The sequence below is a fragment of the Curtobacterium sp. MCSS17_011 genome, from assembly GCF_003224275.1.
Taxonomy (GTDB): Bacteria; Actinomycetota; Actinomycetes; order Actinomycetales; family Microbacteriaceae; genus Curtobacterium.
This window is the reverse complement of sequence record NZ_QKLE01000006.1, coordinates 1-15,131: the sequence shown is the minus strand read 5'-3', so window position 1 is coordinate 15,131 and position 15,131 is coordinate 1. Positions and strand designations below refer to the sequence as shown.

The following is a 15,131-nucleotide window of genomic DNA, read 5'->3' as shown; positions in this document are numbered from 1 at the left end:
AACGGAGATCACACCACCCCATGCCTGCAGACCGCACCGAACAGACCCGCTACTCGTTCGTCGTCGCCTCCAACCGTCTCCCGGTGGACCGCGTCGTCGACCAGGACGGGAACGAGGGCTGGCGGCACTCGCCCGGTGGCCTCGTCACCGCCCTCGAACCCGTGATGCGTGCGAACGACGGAGCCTGGGTCGGTTGGGTGGGGCAGCCCGAGGTCGAGGTGGCACCGTTCGACAACGAGGGCATCCACATCGTCCCCGTCCCGCTCTCCGACGACGACGTCGAGGAGTACTACGAGGGCTTCAGCAACGACACGCTCTGGCCGCTGTACCACGACGTCATCGAGCACCCGAGCTACCACCGCGACTGGTGGAACGCGTACAAGCGGGTCAACGAGCGCTTCGCCGCGCAGATCGCCGAGATCGTCGAGCAGGACGGCATCGTCTGGGTGCAGGACTACCAGCTGCAGCTCGTGCCGGCGCTGCTGCGGGCCAAGCGTCCCGACCTGACGATCGGGTTCTTCAACCACATCCCGTTCCCGCCGGTCGGCATCTACGCGCAGCTGCCGTGGCGTGCGCAGATCCTCGACGGGCTGCTCGGCGCCGACGTCATCGGCTTCCAGCGCCACGACGACGCCAGCGACTTCCTGCGCGCGGTGCGGCACATCAAGGGCTACACGACCAAGGGCACCACCATCGACGTCCCGGTGGACGACCCGGCCGCCCCGCGCAGCCGCAAGGGCATCACGGTCCGCCACGTCGAGGCGCGGCACTTCCCGATCTCCATCGACGCCGAGAGCTTCGAGGCGATCGCGCGGAAGCCCGAGGTGCAGGAGCGGGCACGCGAGATCCGCGAGAGCCTCGGCAACCCGAAGACGGTGCTGCTCGGCGTCGACCGACTCGACTACACCAAGGGCATCCGGCACCGCATCAAGGCCTTCGGCGAGCTGGTGGAGGACGGCCGCATCGCGGTCGAGGACGCCACGCTCATCCAGGTCGCCAGCCCGAGTCGCGAGCGTGTCGACTCGTACGCGGCGCTCCGCGACGAGATCGAGCTGAGCGTGGGCCGCATCAACGGCGACCTGGGAGTCATCGGCCACCAGCCGATCTCGTACCTGCACCACGGCTACCCGCGCGAGGAGATGGTCGCGCTCTACCTGGCCGCCGACATCATGCTCGTGACGGCACTGCGCGACGGCATGAACCTCGTGGCCAAGGAGTACGTCGCCGCCCGGTTCGACAACGACGGGGTGCTCATCCTGTCCGAGTTCGCCGGAGCCGCCGACGAGCTCAAGCAGGCCGTGATCGTGAACCCGCACGACATCGGGGCGCTCAAGGACTCGATCGAGCGCGCGATCCAGATGCCGCGTCGTGAGCGTTCGACCCGCATGCGCGCGCTCCGCAAGCGCGTGCGCGACAACGACGTGGCGCGCTGGTCGCGCGCGTTCCTCGAGGCACTCGACCGTCACGCGCCGCGGAACGCCCAGATCGACCCGTCCACCGTGGACCCGCGCGAGACGCACCGTGAGGCGCAGACCGACAACATGTCGATCTTCGATCAGGACGCCCAGTCCGCGCGTGCTGCCGAGGACACCCGGGAGGCCCGTGATGCGTGACGAGACGACGACCGGTGACCTCGACGCGGCCCTCGAGACGCTCGCGGCTGCGCCGCGACTGATCGTCGCCCTCGACTTCGACGGCACGCTGGCCCCCTTCGCCGACGATCCCTCGCAGGTCGGCGCGCTCCCCGGGTCGTGGGCCGCGGTGCTGACCCTGCACCGCGCCAGGGACACCGAGGTGGTGCTCGTTTCGGGGCGTCCCCTCGGCAGCCTCGCCGCGGTCACCCATGCGCCCGAGGACATGGCGCTCGTCGGGTCGCACGGCGTCGAGTGGCGCGTGGACGGCCACGACGAGGCCGCGCTGACGGACGACGAGGTCGCCCGGGTGGCACGGATCGGCGCTGCGCTCGACGAGGTCGGCGCACGGTTCCCGGGCGTCGTCATCGAGCACAAGCCCGCCGGGCACGGGGTGCACACGCGACGCGTCTCCGCCGAGACCGCGGCCGAGGCGAACGCGGCTGCGAGCCGCGCGGCGCACGAGGCCGACCCCGGGGTGCTGGAGCGCGGCGGCAAGGACATCGTCGAGTTCGCGGTGCGCCACGTGACGAAGGGCGACGCCATCGCCCGGCTCCGCGACCTGCACGGTGCCGACGCGGTCTTCTTCGCAGGCGACGACGTCACCGACGAGGACGGCTTCCGCGTCCTCGGCGACGGCGACGTCGGGGTGAAGGTCGGACCGGGCCAGACCCGGGCCGGGTACCGCATCGCCGACCCCGCGGCCCTGACCGGGGTCCTGAAGCAGCTGGCGAGGCTCCGCGCCACGCGCTGACCAGGGTGAGCCGGGCCTCCCGACCGCCCTTCATCATGCGTACGCATGTTGTTGCGCGACTGGTATCCCAAAGCGTCCTAGACTCCATCCATGCCTGATATCGACGTCAAGCCGCGCAGCCGGGTCGTCACCGACGGGATCGAAGCAACCACCTCGCGTGGCATGCTGCGGGCCGTCGGTATGGGAGACGAGGACTGGAGCAAGCCGCAGATCGGCATCGCGTCCTCGTGGAACGAGATCACGCCGTGCAACCTGTCGCTCGACCGCCTCGCGCAGGGTGCGAAGGAGGGCGTGCACTCCGGTGGCGGCTACCCGCTGCAGTTCGGCACCATCTCCGTCTCGGACGGCATCTCGATGGGTCACGAGGGCATGCACTTCTCCCTCGTCTCGCGTGAGGTCATCGCGGACAGCGTCGAGACCGTCGTCAACGCCGAGCGCCTCGACGGCACCGTCCTGCTCGCCGGCTGCGACAAGTCGCTCCCCGGCATGCTGATGGCCGCCGCGCGCCTCGACCTGGCGAGCGTGTTCCTCTACGCGGGCTCGGTCATGCCGGGCTACGTGAAGCAGGCCGACGGCTCGAAGAAGCAGGTCACGATCATCGACTCCTTCGAGGGGGTCGGTGCGTGCAAGGCCGGCACGATGAGCGAGGCCGAGCTCAAGGAGATCGAGTGCAACATCGTCCCGGGCGAGGGCGCCTGCGGCGGGATGTACACGGCGAACACGATGGCGAGCATCGCCGAGGCGCTCGGCATGTCGCTGCCGGGTTCCGCCGCGCCGCCGAGCGCCGACCGGCGTCGCGACTACTACGCGCACCGGTCGGGCGAGGCCGTCGTGAACATGCTCCGCCTCGGCCTCACCGCCCGTCAGATCCTGACCCGCGAGGCGTTCGAGAACGCCATCACCGTCCTGATGGCACTCGGCGGCTCGACGAACGCCGTCCTGCACCTCCTCGCCATCGCCTACGAGGCCGAGGTCGATCTCAGCCTCGACGACTTCAACCGCATCGGCGCGAAGGTCCCGCACCTGGCCGACATGAAGCCGTTCGGCAAGTACGTCATGCTCGACGTCGACCAGAACGGCGGCATCCCCGTGATCATGAAGGCGCTGCTCGACGCGGGCCTGATGCACGGCGACTGCATGACCGTGACCGGCAAGACCGTCGCCGAGAACCTCGCCGAGATCGACCCGCCGGCGCTCGACGGCGAGGTCTTCCGCACGCTCGACAACCCGATCCACGAGACCGGTGGCCTCACCGTCCTCCAGGGCTCCTTCGCCCCCGAGGGTGCCGTGGTGAAGACCGCCGGCTTCGACGCCGAGGTCTTCGAGGGCCCTGCCCGGGTGTTCGACCGTGAGCGCGCGGCGATGGATGCCCTGACCGAGGGCAAGATCGAGAAGGGCGACGTCGTCGTCATCCGCTACGAGGGACCCAAGGGCGGTCCCGGCATGCGCGAGATGCTCGCCATCACCGCGGCCATCAAGGGCGCGGGCCTCGGCAAGGATGTACTACTCTTGACCGACGGTCGATTCTCAGGCGGCACAACCGGCCTGTGCATCGGCCACATCGCACCGGAAGCAGTGGACGCAGGTCCAGTCGCTTTCGTTCGTGATGGCGACCGCATCCGTGTCGACATCGCGGCTCGCTCGCTCGACCTACTGGTCGACCCTGCCGAGCTGGAGGCCCGCCGTGACGGCTGGGCCCCGCTGCCCCCGCGCTACACCCGCGGAGTCCTCGCGAAGTACGCCAAGCTCGTCAAGTCCGCCGCCCAGGGCGCGGTCACGGGCTAGCGTCCGACACCCGCACCACCGCCACCACTCAGGCAAGGACCACTCATGCCCACGGAAGCAACTCCGTTGTCCGCGGCCGCCGGTGCACGCCGGTCGCCGGAGATCCTGACCGGCTCGGGAGCCGTCCTCCGGACGCTCGAGCACCTCGGGATCACCGACGTCTTCGGCCTGCCGGGCGGCGCGATCATCCCGTTCTACGACGAGCTGATGGCGTCGACCACGATCCGCCACATCCTCGTCCGTCACGAGCAGGGCGCGGGCCACGCCGCCGAGGGCTACGCCTCGTCGTCCGGCAAGGTCGGCGTCGCCATCGCGACGTCCGGCCCCGGCGCGACGAACCTCGTCACGGCCATCGCCGACGCCTACATGGACTCGGTGCCGTTCATCGCGATCACCGGCCAGGTGTTCTCGACGCTGATGGGCACGGACGCGTTCCAGGAAGCCGACATCGTCGGCATCACCATGCCGATCACGAAGCACTCGTTCCTGGTGACCGACCCGGCCGACGTGCCGGCGACCCTGGCCGCGGCGCACCTCATCGCGACGACCGGTCGGCCCGGCCCCGTGCTGGTGGACATCACGAAGGACGCCCAGCAGAAGTCGGCGCCGTACGTCTGGCCGCCCAAGATCGACCTGCCCGGGTACCGCCCGGTGACCAAGGCGCACGGCAAGCAGATCACCGCGGCCGCGCAGCTGCTGTCCGAGTCGAAGCGTCCGGTGCTCTACGTCGGCGGCGGCGTCATCCGCTCCCGTGCGACGGCCGAGCTCCTCCGCTTCGCCGAGGCGACCGGTGCGCCGGTCGTCACGACCCTGATGGCACGGGGCGCGTTCCCGGACTCGCACCCGCAGCACCTCGGCATGCCGGGCATGCACGGCACGGTGCCGGCGGTGCTCGGTCTGCAGGACAGCGACCTGATCGTCGCCCTCGGTGCCCGCTTCGACGACCGCGTGACGGGCAAGGCCGACGAGTTCGCGCCGGACGCCAAGGTCGTGCACGTCGACATCGACCCGGCCGAGATCTCGAAGATCCGCTTCGCCGACGTCCCGATCGTCGGCGACGCCCGCGAGGTCCTGGTCGACCTGCTCGACGCCTGGGGCGGCATCCCTGTGGAGGACCGCGCGTCGACCGACGAGTGGTGGGCGAAGCTCCACCAGCTCAAGACCGACTTCCCGCTCGGGTACGCCGAGCCGACCGACGGACTCCTCGCGCCGCAGGGCATCATCAAGCGCATCGGTCAGCTCTCCGGTCCCGAGGCCGTGTACGCCTCCGGTGTCGGCCAGCACCAGATGTGGTCGGCGCAGTTCATCAAGTACGAGCGGCCCAACGCCTGGCTCAACTCCGGTGGCGCCGGCACGATGGGCTACTCGGTCCCCGCGGCGATGGGTGCGAAGGTCGCCCAGCCGGACCGTGTGGTCTGGGCGATCGACGGCGACGGCTGCTTCCAGATGACGAACCAGGAACTCGCGACCTGCGTCATCAACGACATCCCGATCAAGGTCGCGATCATCAACAACTCGTCGCTCGGCATGGTCCGGCAGTGGCAGACGCTGTTCTACGACGGCCGGCACTCCTTCACCGACCTCGAGACGGGGCACGCCTCGCGCCGCGTGCCGGACTTCGTGAAGCTGGCCGACGCGTACGGTGCCCTCGGCATCCGCGTCGAGAAGGCCGACGAGGTCGACGCCGCGATCGAGCTCGCCCTCGCGACCAACGACCGTCCGGTGGTGATCGACTTCGTCGTGAGCCGTGACTCCATGGTCTGGCCGATGGTCCCGCAGGGCGTCAGCAACTCGTCCATCGAGTACGCCCAGGCACTCGCGCCCACCTGGGACGACGAGGACGCCGACATGACGGGAGAAACCGCATGAGCCACGTCCTCTCCCTCCTCGTGGAGGACAAGCCCGGTCTGCTGACACGTGTCGCCGGACTCTTCGCCCGCCGCGGGTTCAACATCGAGTCGCTCGCCGTCGGCAACACCGAGGTGGACGGCCTCAGCCGGATCACCGTCGTCGTCGACGTCGAGGACCTCCCGCTGGAACAGGTGACGAAGCAGCTCAACAAGCTGGTGAACGTCATCAAGATCGTCGAACTGGACTTCTCGCAGTCGGTCCAGCGCGAGCACATGCTCGTGAAGGTGCGTGTCGACAACCAGACGCGTTCGGCGGTGCTCGAAGCAGTGAACCTGTTCCGTGCCCAGGTCGTCGACGTGGCGACCGACTCCCTGATCGTCGAGGTGACCGGCGACCCCGGCAAGATCCAGGCGATCCTCCGCGTGCTCGAGCCCTACGGCGTCAAGGAGCTCGCCCGTGCGGGCCTCCTCGGCATGGGCCGCGGACCGAAGAGCATCACCGACCGGGTTCGCTGAGCGCCCGTCACACCCTTCCCGGGCGCCGATGGTGCCCGGCACCGACCCCAGAACCAAGGAGACACACCCTCGTGACTGACATCGTGTACGACGCCGACGCCGACCTGACGCTCATCCAGGGCAAGAAGGTCGCCGTCATCGGCTACGGCTCGCAGGGCCACGCCCACGCCCTCAACCTCCGTGACTCGGGCGTCGAGGTGAAGATCGGCCTGCAGGAGGGCTCGAAGAGCCGGCAGAAGGCCGAAGAGGCGGGCTTCGAGGTCCACACCCCGGCCGACGCCACGGCCTGGGCCGACGTCGTCGTCATCCTCGCGCCGGACCAGGTCCAGCGCATCGTCTACGCCGAGGACATCCGCCCGAACCTCAAGCCGGGCGCGACGCTCGTCTTCGGCCACGGCTTCAACATCCGCTTCGGCTACATCGAGGCGCCCGAGGGCGTCGACGTGTCGCTCGTCGCGCCGAAGGGTCCGGGGCACACCGTCCGACGCGAGTACGAGGCCGGCCGTGGCGTCCCCGTGATCGTCGCCGTCGAGGTCGACGCGTCCGGTTCCGCCTGGGAGCTCGCGTGGTCGTACTCGAAGGCCATCGGTGGCCTCCGCTCCGGCGGCATCAAGACGACCTTCACCGAGGAGACCGAGACCGACCTGTTCGGCGAGCAGGCCGTCCTCTGCGGTGGCACCTCGCAGCTCATCCAGTACGGCTTCGAGACCCTGGTCGAGGCGGGCTACCAGCCGCAGATCGCCTACTTCGAGGTCCTGCACGAGCTCAAGCTCATCGTCGACCTCATCTGGGAGGGCGGACTCACGAAGCAGCGCTGGTCCATCTCCGACACGGCCGAGTTCGGTGACTACGTCTCCGGCCCGCGCGTGATCTCGCCGGACGTCAAGGAGAACATGAAGGCGGTGCTCACGGACATCCAGAACGGTGCCTTCGCGAAGCGCTTCATCGACGACCAGGACGCCGGCGCACCCGAGTTCAAGGCGCTCCGTGCCAAGGGCGAGGGCCACCCGATCGAGGCCACCGGCCGTGAGCTCCGCGCGCTCTTCGCGTGGAAGCAGAACGACGGCGACTACGTGGACGGCTCGGCCGCGCGGTAGTCTTCCGAGAACCACTCGACGACGAGGCGGCGGTGCACCTGCACCGCCGCCTCGCGATGTGACCCGAACGTTATGCAGCAGCTCTTCTCCAGCCCCGACGCCGCGGACCGGCGTCCCTCCGCCGTGCGCCCGGACGATTCCCGACACCCGTCGGCCGTGCTGCGCACCCGCGGTCAGGACCGCCCCGACCAGCATGGGATGATCGTTCGATGGCGGTGACGAAGCGAGCGGTCCACATCGGCGCCGGCAAGATCGGGCGCGGGTTCGTGGGCCAGTTCCTCGTGGCGAGCGGCTACGAGCTCACCTTCGTCGACGTCGACGAACGCGTGGTCTCGGCGCTGAACGAAGCCGGCCGCTTCGTCGTGCACGAGGTCGGCGAGATGCCGGTCGAGCACCTCGTCTACGGGTTCCGTGCGCTGAACAGCAAGGCCGACCGTGAGCGCGTGGTCCAGGCCATCGCCGAGGCCGACGTCGTGACCACGGCCGTGGGTGCCCGCACCCTCCCGCTCGTCGCGCCGCTCATCGCCGAGGGACTCGCGGCACGCCCGCTCGAGCAGGGTGACGTCACGATCGTCGCGTGCGAGAACGCGTTCAACGCGACGGACTCCCTGCACGCCAGCATCCGCCGCGCCCCGATCCTCGAGGACCGCGACATCGCCGCCGTCTTCGCGAACTGCGCGATCGACCGCATCGTGCCGGACCAGTCCGGCGTGCTCGGTCAGTCCGGTGGCCTCGACGTCGTGCTCGAACCGTTCTACGAGTGGGTCATCGAGCGCACCCCGTTCCTGGCATCCGACGCCGAACCACCGACGATCGAGGGCGTCACCTGGGTCGACGACCTGCAGCCGTTCGTCGAGCGCAAGCTCTACACGGTGAACACGGCGCACGCCACCGCCGCCTACCACGGGTACGTGCGGGGCATCCGGCTCATCCGCGAAGCGCTCGAGGACGACGCCGTCCGTGCCGAGGTCGACGGGGTGCTCGCGGAGACCACAGCACTCCTGATCGCGAAGCACGGCTTCGACCCCGAGGACCACGCGCGCTACGTCGCCGCGAACCTCTCCCGCATCGCCAACCCGCACCTGCCGGACTCCACGGCGCGCGTCGGCCGCAACCCGCTCCGCAAGCTCGGCCGTCGTGAACGCTTCGTCGGCCCGGCGTCGCAGCTCGCCGAGCGCGGCCTGCCCGTCGAGCACCTGCTCGGTGCCGTCCGCGCGGCGCTCGCCTTCGACGACGAGAACGACCCGGAGTCGATCGAGCTGCACGCACTCCTGCGCTCCGGTGCGACCGCGCACGCGCTCACCGAGATCCTCACGGGCCTGATGGAGAGCCACCCGCTCTTCCCGGCCGTCCGGGACGTCGTCGCAGAGGTCCTCGCGACGCAGCCGGCCGACGTCTGACCGACGTCGACGCCGACACTCGGTGAACACCCGTACCGACGGTCGCTGGTCCTCCCGGTGTCCTGTCCCTCGTAGAATCGGGGCATGACCACGGCAGCATCCCCACCAGACGGGTCGATCGACCCGGACGTGCCGAACGCCGTCGACACCGACGACGCCGCCCTGCGCTGGGGTGACGCCGACGACGCCACCCACGTCGACGCGGCGCACAACCCGGTGGCGGTGCGTGACCGCGGAGAGCGCGACCCCGAGGCACCCGAGACCTCCGGCGCGCTCGTCGGGTTCGGTGTCTTCGGCGGCCTCTACCTGCTCTACACGGTGGCGTGGCTCCTCACCGCATCGACCGCGTACGTCTCGGGCGTCGACACGGTCCTCACGATCTTCGTCGAGGTGCTCCGCTTCCTCGCGATCCTCGCGCCGGCGCTCTGGTTCACGGTGGTGCTCTGGGCAGCGCGCAGCAGCCGCACCCGCACCCGTCTGCTCTGGATGCTCCTCGGAGCCGTCGTGCTCTTCCCGTGGCCGTTCCTCCTGACCCGGAGCTTCGGGTGACCGGCGCCGCGCCGGCGACGACCCGCCGGGACACCGCCCCCGTCGTCGCGAAGATCGTGGTCTGGGTCGTGTTCGCGGTGCTGTTCGCGTACATGACGGTGCAGGCCGTCGGCAACCTGACGCAGATCACCCAGCGGGTGGACGCCTTCAACGCGTTCCTCCAGACGACCTCGGGTGGTGCCTCGCTGCAGACCAGCACGCCGTGGCTGTGGCTCGTGCTCGACATCCTCATCGCGCCCGTCGCGTTCGTCGCGGCGATCGCCATCACCCGGCGTTCGAGCCTGCCCGTCACGATCGCGGTGTTCGTGGTCGCTTTCGCGGGCGCCGGTGCCCTCTGGCTCGACCTCCAGCTGTTCGTCCCGACGCTGCTGGACTTCTGACGCGACCCGACGACCGCCAGGAGGCGCGGTGCGGCCCCGCCCCGCGCCACCCTGCCGTCGTGTGGTTCTCCACAGGACCGCTCCTGCGGTCGTAACCACCGGCCCGCGTCGATAGCATGGTGGGATACCAACCGTCTCGAGTGAGGAAACAGCTGCTGTGTCGAAGCCGGTCGTCCTGATCGCCGAAGAACTCTCGCCCGCAACGGTCGACGCCCTCGGGCCCGACTTCGAGATCCGGAGCGTTGACGGAACCGACCGTCCGGCGCTCCTGGCGGCGCTGTCCGACGCGCACGCCGTCCTCGTGCGGTCCGCCACCAAGATCGACGCCGAGGCGATCGCCGCGGCTCCGAGCCTCAAGGTCGTCGCACGTGCCGGAGTCGGCCTCGACAACGTCGACATCAAGGCGGCGACGACCGCCGGCGTGATGGTGGTGAACGCGCCGACCTCGAACATCATCTCGGCAGCGGAGCTCACGGTCGGGCACATCCTGTCGCTCGCCCGGCACATCCCAGCGGCCCACGCGTCGCTGGCCGGCGGTGCGTGGAAGCGTTCGTCCTACACCGGTGTGGAGCTCTACGAGAAGACCGTCGGCATCATCGGCCTCGGCCGCATCGGCGCGCTCATCACCCAGCGCCTGCAGGCGTTCGGGGTGTCGGTCATCGCGTACGACCCGTACGTCACCACCGCGCGGGCGCAGCAGCTCGGGGTCGAGCTGGTCTCCCTCGACGACCTGCTCCGCCGCTCCGACTTCGTCACGATCCACATGCCGCGCACGCCGGAAACGCTCGGCATGATCTCGGACGCCCAGTTCGCGCTCATGAAGCCGACGGCGTTCGTCGTCAACGTGGCCCGCGGCGGCCTGATCGACGAGGACGCGCTGCACCGTGCCCTCACCGCGAACACCATCGCGGGGGCCGGTCTCGACGTCTTCGTGTCCGAGCCCCCGAAGGACTCGCGGCTCCTGTCCCTGCCGAACGTCGTCGTGACGCCGCACCTCGGCGCCTCCACCGACGAAGCGCAGGAGAAGGCGGGCGTGTCGGTCGCCAAGTCCGTCCGCCTCGCCCTCGGCGGCGAACTCGTACCGGATGCCGTGAACGTCGCGGGCGGCGTCATCGACCCGTACGTGCGCCCGGGTATCCCGCTCGTCGAGAAGCTCGGCCAGGTCTTCACCGCCCTCGCGACCTCGCCGGTCACGAGCATCGACGTCGAGGTGCACGGCGAGCTCGCCGAGTACGACGTCAGCGTGCTGAAGCTCGCGGCGCTCAAGGGCGTCTTCACCGACGTCGTGAGCGACCAGGTCTCCTACGTCAACGCTCCGCTCATCGCCGAGCAGCGCGGGGTCACCGTCCGCCTCATCACCGAGACCGACAGCCCCGAGTACCGCAACGTGCTGACGATCCGCGGTGCCCAGTCGGACGGCCCGGCGATCAGCGTGTCCGGCACGCTCACCGGCCCAAAGCAGGTCGAGAAGCTCGTCGAGATCAACGGGCACGACGTCGAGGTGCCGCTCGACCGGCACCACGTCGTGATGGAGTACACCGACCGACCGGGCATCGTCGCGGTGTACGGCAAGGAGTTCGGTCAGGCCGGCATCAACATCGCCGCGATGCAGATCTCGCGCGAAGCCGCCGGTGGCCAGGCGCTGAGCGTCCTGACCGTCGACTCGCCGGTGCCGGCCCAGATCCTCGAGCACGTCCGCTCGGCGATCGACGCGTCCTCGCTCCGCGAGATCGACATCACGCTCTAGGGGAGTGGCGGACATGAGCAGCGCGCAGACGATCAGACTCGCGGTCATCCGTGGTGACGGCATCGGTCCCGAGGTCGTCGACGAGGCCCTGAAGGTCCTCCACGCGGTCCTGCCGGACGACCTCGTGGTCCAGGAGACCCCGTTCTCCCTCGGGGCCGCACGGTACCTGGAGACCGGCGACGTCCTCACCGACGACGACATGGCGGCGATCGCGCAGCACGACGCGATCCTGCTCGGCGCGGTCGGCGGCGACCCGCGTGATCCACGTCTCGCCGGCGGCATCATCGAGCGTGGGCTGCTCCTCAAGCTCCGCTTCGCGTTCGACCACTACGTGAACCTCCGGCCGACGACGGTGCACCCGGCCGTCCCGACGCCGCTCGCCGACCCCGGCGAGGTCGACTTCGTGGTCGTGCGCGAAGGCACCGAGGGGCCGTACGTGGGCAACGGCGGTGCGATCCGGACCGGTACCCCGCACGAGATCGCGACCGAGGTCTCGTTGAACACCGCCTTCGGTGTCGAGCGGGTCGTGCGGTACGCCTTCGCGCTGGCGGACCGACGCCCGCGCCGGCACCTGACCCTCGTGCACAAGAGCAACGTCCTGGTGCACGCCGGCGCCCTCTGGCAGCGCACCGTCGCGGCCGTCGGCGCCGAGTACCCGGACGTCACCGTCGACTACCAGCACGTCGACGCGGTCACCATCCACATGGTCCGCGAGCCCGCACGGTTCGACGTCATCGTCACCGACAACCTGTTCGGCGACATCATCACCGACCTGGCCGGCGCGATCAGCGGCGGCATCGGTCTGGCGGCCTCGGGCAACATCAACCCGGACGGCACCTTCCCCAGCATGTTCGAGCCGGTCCACGGTTCCGCGCCGGACATCGCAGGTCAGCAGCTGGCCGACCCCACCGCCGCGATCCGTTCCGTCGCCCTGTTGCTCGACCACCTCGGTCGCGGTGACCTGGCGGCCGCGGTGACGGCTGCGGTGGAGTCCGACCTCGCCGACCGGGGCACCACGCCGCGTCGCACGGCCGAGATCGGCGACGCGATCGCCGCCGCGGCCACGGCACGCACCACCACCGCCTGAGAAGGAGTCCTCCCCATGAGCACCGACACCGCCTTCGGACTCGAGTTCGCCAGCACCCCGTCCGCCGACCGCCGCGCGGCCGCCGAGCGTGAGCAGATCCTCGCCGACCCGGGCTTCGGCAAGCACTTCACCGACCACATGGCGACGGTCGAGTGGACGCTCGACGACGGCTGGCACAGTGCGTCGATCCACCCGTACGGGCCGCTCTCCCTCGACCCGAGCGCGAGTGTCCTGCACTACGCCCAGGAGATCTTCGAGGGGCTCAAGGCCTACCGGCACGCGGACGGTTCGGTGTGGTCGTTCCGACCCGACGCCAACGCCCGGCGGTTCCAGCGATCCGCCCGGAGGCTCGCGCTCCCGGAGCTCCCGGTCGAGGCGTTCGTCGAGTCGATCCGGCAGCTCGTGCAGACCGACGTCGACTGGGTGCCGTCGGCGCCGGAGACGAGCCTGTACCTGCGGCCGTTCATGATCGCGACGGAGTCGTTCCTCGGGGTCCGCGCGGCACAGGCCGTCGCGTACCACTGCATCGCGAGCCCGGCCGGTGCGTACTTCACCTCGGGCCCGAAGCCCGTGTCGATCTGGCTGTCGACGCAGTACGCCCGTGCCGGCAAGGGCGGGACCGGTGCGGCGAAGACCGGCGGCAACTACGCCTCGTCGCTGCTGCCCCAGCAAGAGGCGTACGAGCACGGCTGCCAGCAGGTCATGTTCCTCGACTCGGTGGAGGGCAAGTACCTCGAAGAGCTCGGCGGCATGAACGTCGTCCTGGTCAAGTCCGACGGCACCCTCGTCACGCCCGACTCCGACTCGATCCTCGAAGGGATCACACGTGACTCGATCCTGCAGCTTGCCGAAGACCGGGGCCTGACCGTCGAGAAGCGCCGGGTGACCCTCGACGAGTGGCGTGACGGCGTCGCCGACGGCTCGATCACCGAGGCCTTCGCGTGCGGCACCGCCGCCGTGGTGACCCCGATCGCCGAACTCCGGGGTGACGGCTTCACGATCGGCTCGCCGACCGTCGGGGCGGGGGAACTCACGATGTCCCTGCGCGACGAGCTCACCGACATCCAGTACGGCCGTCGTCCCGACCCGCACGGGTGGATGACCAAGCTGACCGACGCGTCCTGATCGACCGGCGGGCGTGGGTAGGGTCGAACGGTGAAGATCGCACGGTTCAGCAGCAAGGGTGAAGACCCCCGGTACGGCATCCTCGACGAGCGCGCTCTGGTGGTGCTCGCGGGAGACCCGATGTACCAGGGGTTCGAGACCACCGGGGAGCGCGTCGCACTTGCCGACGCGAAGCTCCTCGCCCCCGTCATCCCGCGGTCGAAGGTCATCGGCGTCGGGCTCAACTACTCCGAGCACGCCTCGGAGATGGACGAGCGCGCCGGCGACGACCCGGTGGTGTTCCTCAAGCCGAACACCTCGGTGATCGGCCCGGACGAACCCATCCGCCTCCCCGCCGACATCGGACGCGTCGACCACGAGGGCGAACTCGCCATCGTGATCGGTTCGCTCGCGAAGAACGTCCGGCGTGAGGACTTCGCGAGCGTCATCCTCGGCTACACGATCGCCAACGACGTGACCGCCCGTGACCTCCAGGCACGTGACGGTCAGTGGACCCGGGCGAAGGGGTTCGACACGTTCTGCCCGCTCGGTCCCGTGATCGAGACCGAGATCGACCCGTCGGACATCCGCATCGAGACCCGCGTCGACGGTGACCTCCGGCAGGCGGCGTCGACGAACGAGATGGTGCACGACATCCCGTCGCTCGTCGAGTTCGTGTCCTCGATCTGGACCCTGCTGCCGGGTGACGTCATCCTGACCGGGACTCCGGCCGGTGTCGGACAGATCCGCGACGGCGAGATCGTCGAGGTCACCATCTCCGGCATCGGTTCGCTGAAGAACCCGGTCATCGCTCGGCACTGACAGCGCTGCCGAACGGCCCGTTCCCCCAGGTGGGGAGCGGGCCGTTCATTGTTGCCGGGGGAGTACCCAACCGCGGCGCAGAGGGCGACACGCCCGGGATCTGGCCCGGCTTGGCGCTGCCGTTCACCTCTGCGTAAAGTAATCACTCGTTGCCGCTGAGGCGGAGAACGGAACGGCCGAGACGATCACCGGGTTGAACACCTGGAGATGCAGTCCGGACGGGGTCCCGCTCAGGCAACCAACTCCTCGGAACCACGACCTCTGGTTGTGCGCCCAGGATGTTGTACAAGACGAATGCCTCTCTGGCGGAACCTTTCGTGGGTCGAGCGGGGAGTGCGTCTGGTCCTTGAGAACTCAACAGCGTGCACATTGTCAATGCCAATTTATTGATTGACCTCGTGCCTGGTCG

At 69.5% G+C, this 15,131-nt stretch carries 13 protein-coding genes; all 13 read left to right on the top strand.

All coding sequences use genetic code 11. The features are described 5' to 3' along the window. The first annotated feature begins 20 nt into the window (after positions 1-20). A complete protein-coding gene (gene otsA, locus DEJ17_RS06205) occupies positions 21-1,613 on the top strand; it encodes an alpha,alpha-trehalose-phosphate synthase (UDP-forming) (protein ID WP_110892570.1) in 1,593 nt (530 codons plus the stop codon). Beyond that, positions 1,606-2,385, top strand: a complete 780-nt coding sequence (otsB, locus tag DEJ17_RS06200) for a trehalose-phosphatase (protein WP_110892569.1) — start codon at positions 1,606-1,608, stop codon at positions 2,383-2,385. Before otsA ends, otsB begins: the two co-directional genes overlap by 8 nt. Before the next feature lie 90 nt (positions 2,386-2,475). After that, positions 2,476-4,170 (top strand): dihydroxy-acid dehydratase, encoded by a 1,695-nt coding sequence (gene ilvD / locus DEJ17_RS06195; RefSeq protein ID WP_110892568.1) that lies wholly within the window; start codon positions 2,476-2,478, stop codon positions 4,168-4,170. A gap of 45 nt (positions 4,171-4,215) precedes the next feature. Continuing rightward, on the top strand, positions 4,216-6,039 hold the full coding sequence (locus DEJ17_RS06190) for an acetolactate synthase large subunit (RefSeq protein WP_110892567.1): 1,824 nt from the start codon (positions 4,216-4,218) through the stop codon (positions 6,037-6,039). Continuing rightward, the gene (gene ilvN / locus DEJ17_RS06185) at positions 6,036-6,536 is read left to right on the top strand and encodes an acetolactate synthase small subunit (protein WP_017888842.1); all 501 of its coding nucleotides are present in this window, start codon (positions 6,036-6,038) and stop codon (positions 6,534-6,536) included. Before DEJ17_RS06190 ends, ilvN begins: the two co-directional genes overlap by 4 nt. A gap of 71 nt (positions 6,537-6,607) precedes the next feature. After that, positions 6,608-7,633, top strand: a complete 1,026-nt coding sequence (gene ilvC / locus DEJ17_RS06180) for a ketol-acid reductoisomerase (RefSeq protein WP_110892566.1) — start codon at positions 6,608-6,610, stop codon at positions 7,631-7,633. Positions 7,634-7,842: 209 nt separating this feature from the next. Then, complete coding sequence (locus DEJ17_RS06170) at positions 7,843-9,033, top strand: mannitol-1-phosphate 5-dehydrogenase (RefSeq protein WP_110892564.1); 1,191 nt, start codon at positions 7,843-7,845, stop codon at positions 9,031-9,033. Between the two features lie 84 nt (positions 9,034-9,117). Further along, positions 9,118-9,582 carry a hypothetical protein gene (locus tag DEJ17_RS06165; protein WP_110892563.1) on the top strand — a complete coding sequence of 155 codons (465 nt, stop codon included), beginning with the start codon at positions 9,118-9,120 and terminating at the stop codon, positions 9,580-9,582. Beyond that, positions 9,579-9,962, top strand: a complete 384-nt coding sequence (locus DEJ17_RS06160) for a hypothetical protein (RefSeq protein ID WP_110892562.1) — start codon at positions 9,579-9,581, stop codon at positions 9,960-9,962. The genes DEJ17_RS06165 and DEJ17_RS06160 overlap by 4 nt, the downstream gene beginning before the upstream one ends. Positions 9,963-10,119: 157 nt before the next feature. Beyond that, on the top strand, positions 10,120-11,709 hold the full coding sequence (gene serA, locus DEJ17_RS06155; RefSeq protein WP_110892561.1) for a phosphoglycerate dehydrogenase: 1,590 nt from the start codon (positions 10,120-10,122) through the stop codon (positions 11,707-11,709). Positions 11,710-11,722: 13 nt separating this feature from the next. Continuing rightward, the gene (locus DEJ17_RS06150; protein WP_110892714.1) at positions 11,723-12,796 is read left to right on the top strand and encodes a 3-isopropylmalate dehydrogenase; all 1,074 of its coding nucleotides are present in this window, start codon (positions 11,723-11,725) and stop codon (positions 12,794-12,796) included. 15 nt (positions 12,797-12,811) lie between these two features. Next, positions 12,812-13,921 (top strand): branched-chain amino acid aminotransferase, encoded by a 1,110-nt coding sequence (locus DEJ17_RS06145; protein WP_027466537.1) that lies wholly within the window; start codon positions 12,812-12,814, stop codon positions 13,919-13,921. Between the two features lie 30 nt (positions 13,922-13,951). Further along, on the top strand, positions 13,952-14,722 hold the full coding sequence (locus tag DEJ17_RS06140) for a fumarylacetoacetate hydrolase family protein (RefSeq protein WP_027466538.1): 771 nt from the start codon (positions 13,952-13,954) through the stop codon (positions 14,720-14,722). Positions 14,723-15,131: the final 409 nt, after the last annotated feature.

What these genes read in the sequence shown, in the direction of transcription:
- DEJ17_RS06150 (WP_110892714.1), top strand. Translation starts at nt 11,723, where the DNA reads ATGAGCAGCGCGCAGACGATCAGACTCGCGGTCATCCGTGGTGACGGC.
- DEJ17_RS06165 (WP_110892563.1), top strand. Translation starts at nt 9,118, where the DNA reads ATGACCACGGCAGCATCCCCACCAGACGGGTCGATCGACCCGGACGTG.
- DEJ17_RS06170 (WP_110892564.1), top strand. Translation starts at nt 7,843, where the DNA reads ATGGCGGTGACGAAGCGAGCGGTCCACATCGGCGCCGGCAAGATCGGG.
- DEJ17_RS06145 (WP_027466537.1), top strand. Translation starts at nt 12,812, where the DNA reads ATGAGCACCGACACCGCCTTCGGACTCGAGTTCGCCAGCACCCCGTCC.
- ilvN (WP_017888842.1), top strand. Translation starts at nt 6,036, where the DNA reads ATGAGCCACGTCCTCTCCCTCCTCGTGGAGGACAAGCCCGGTCTGCTG.
- otsB (WP_110892569.1), top strand. Translation starts at nt 1,606, where the DNA reads ATGCGTGACGAGACGACGACCGGTGACCTCGACGCGGCCCTCGAGACG.
- DEJ17_RS06190 (WP_110892567.1), top strand. Translation starts at nt 4,216, where the DNA reads ATGCCCACGGAAGCAACTCCGTTGTCCGCGGCCGCCGGTGCACGCCGG.
- ilvD (WP_110892568.1), top strand. Translation starts at nt 2,476, where the DNA reads ATGCCTGATATCGACGTCAAGCCGCGCAGCCGGGTCGTCACCGACGGG.
- otsA (WP_110892570.1), top strand. Translation starts at nt 21, where the DNA reads ATGCCTGCAGACCGCACCGAACAGACCCGCTACTCGTTCGTCGTCGCC.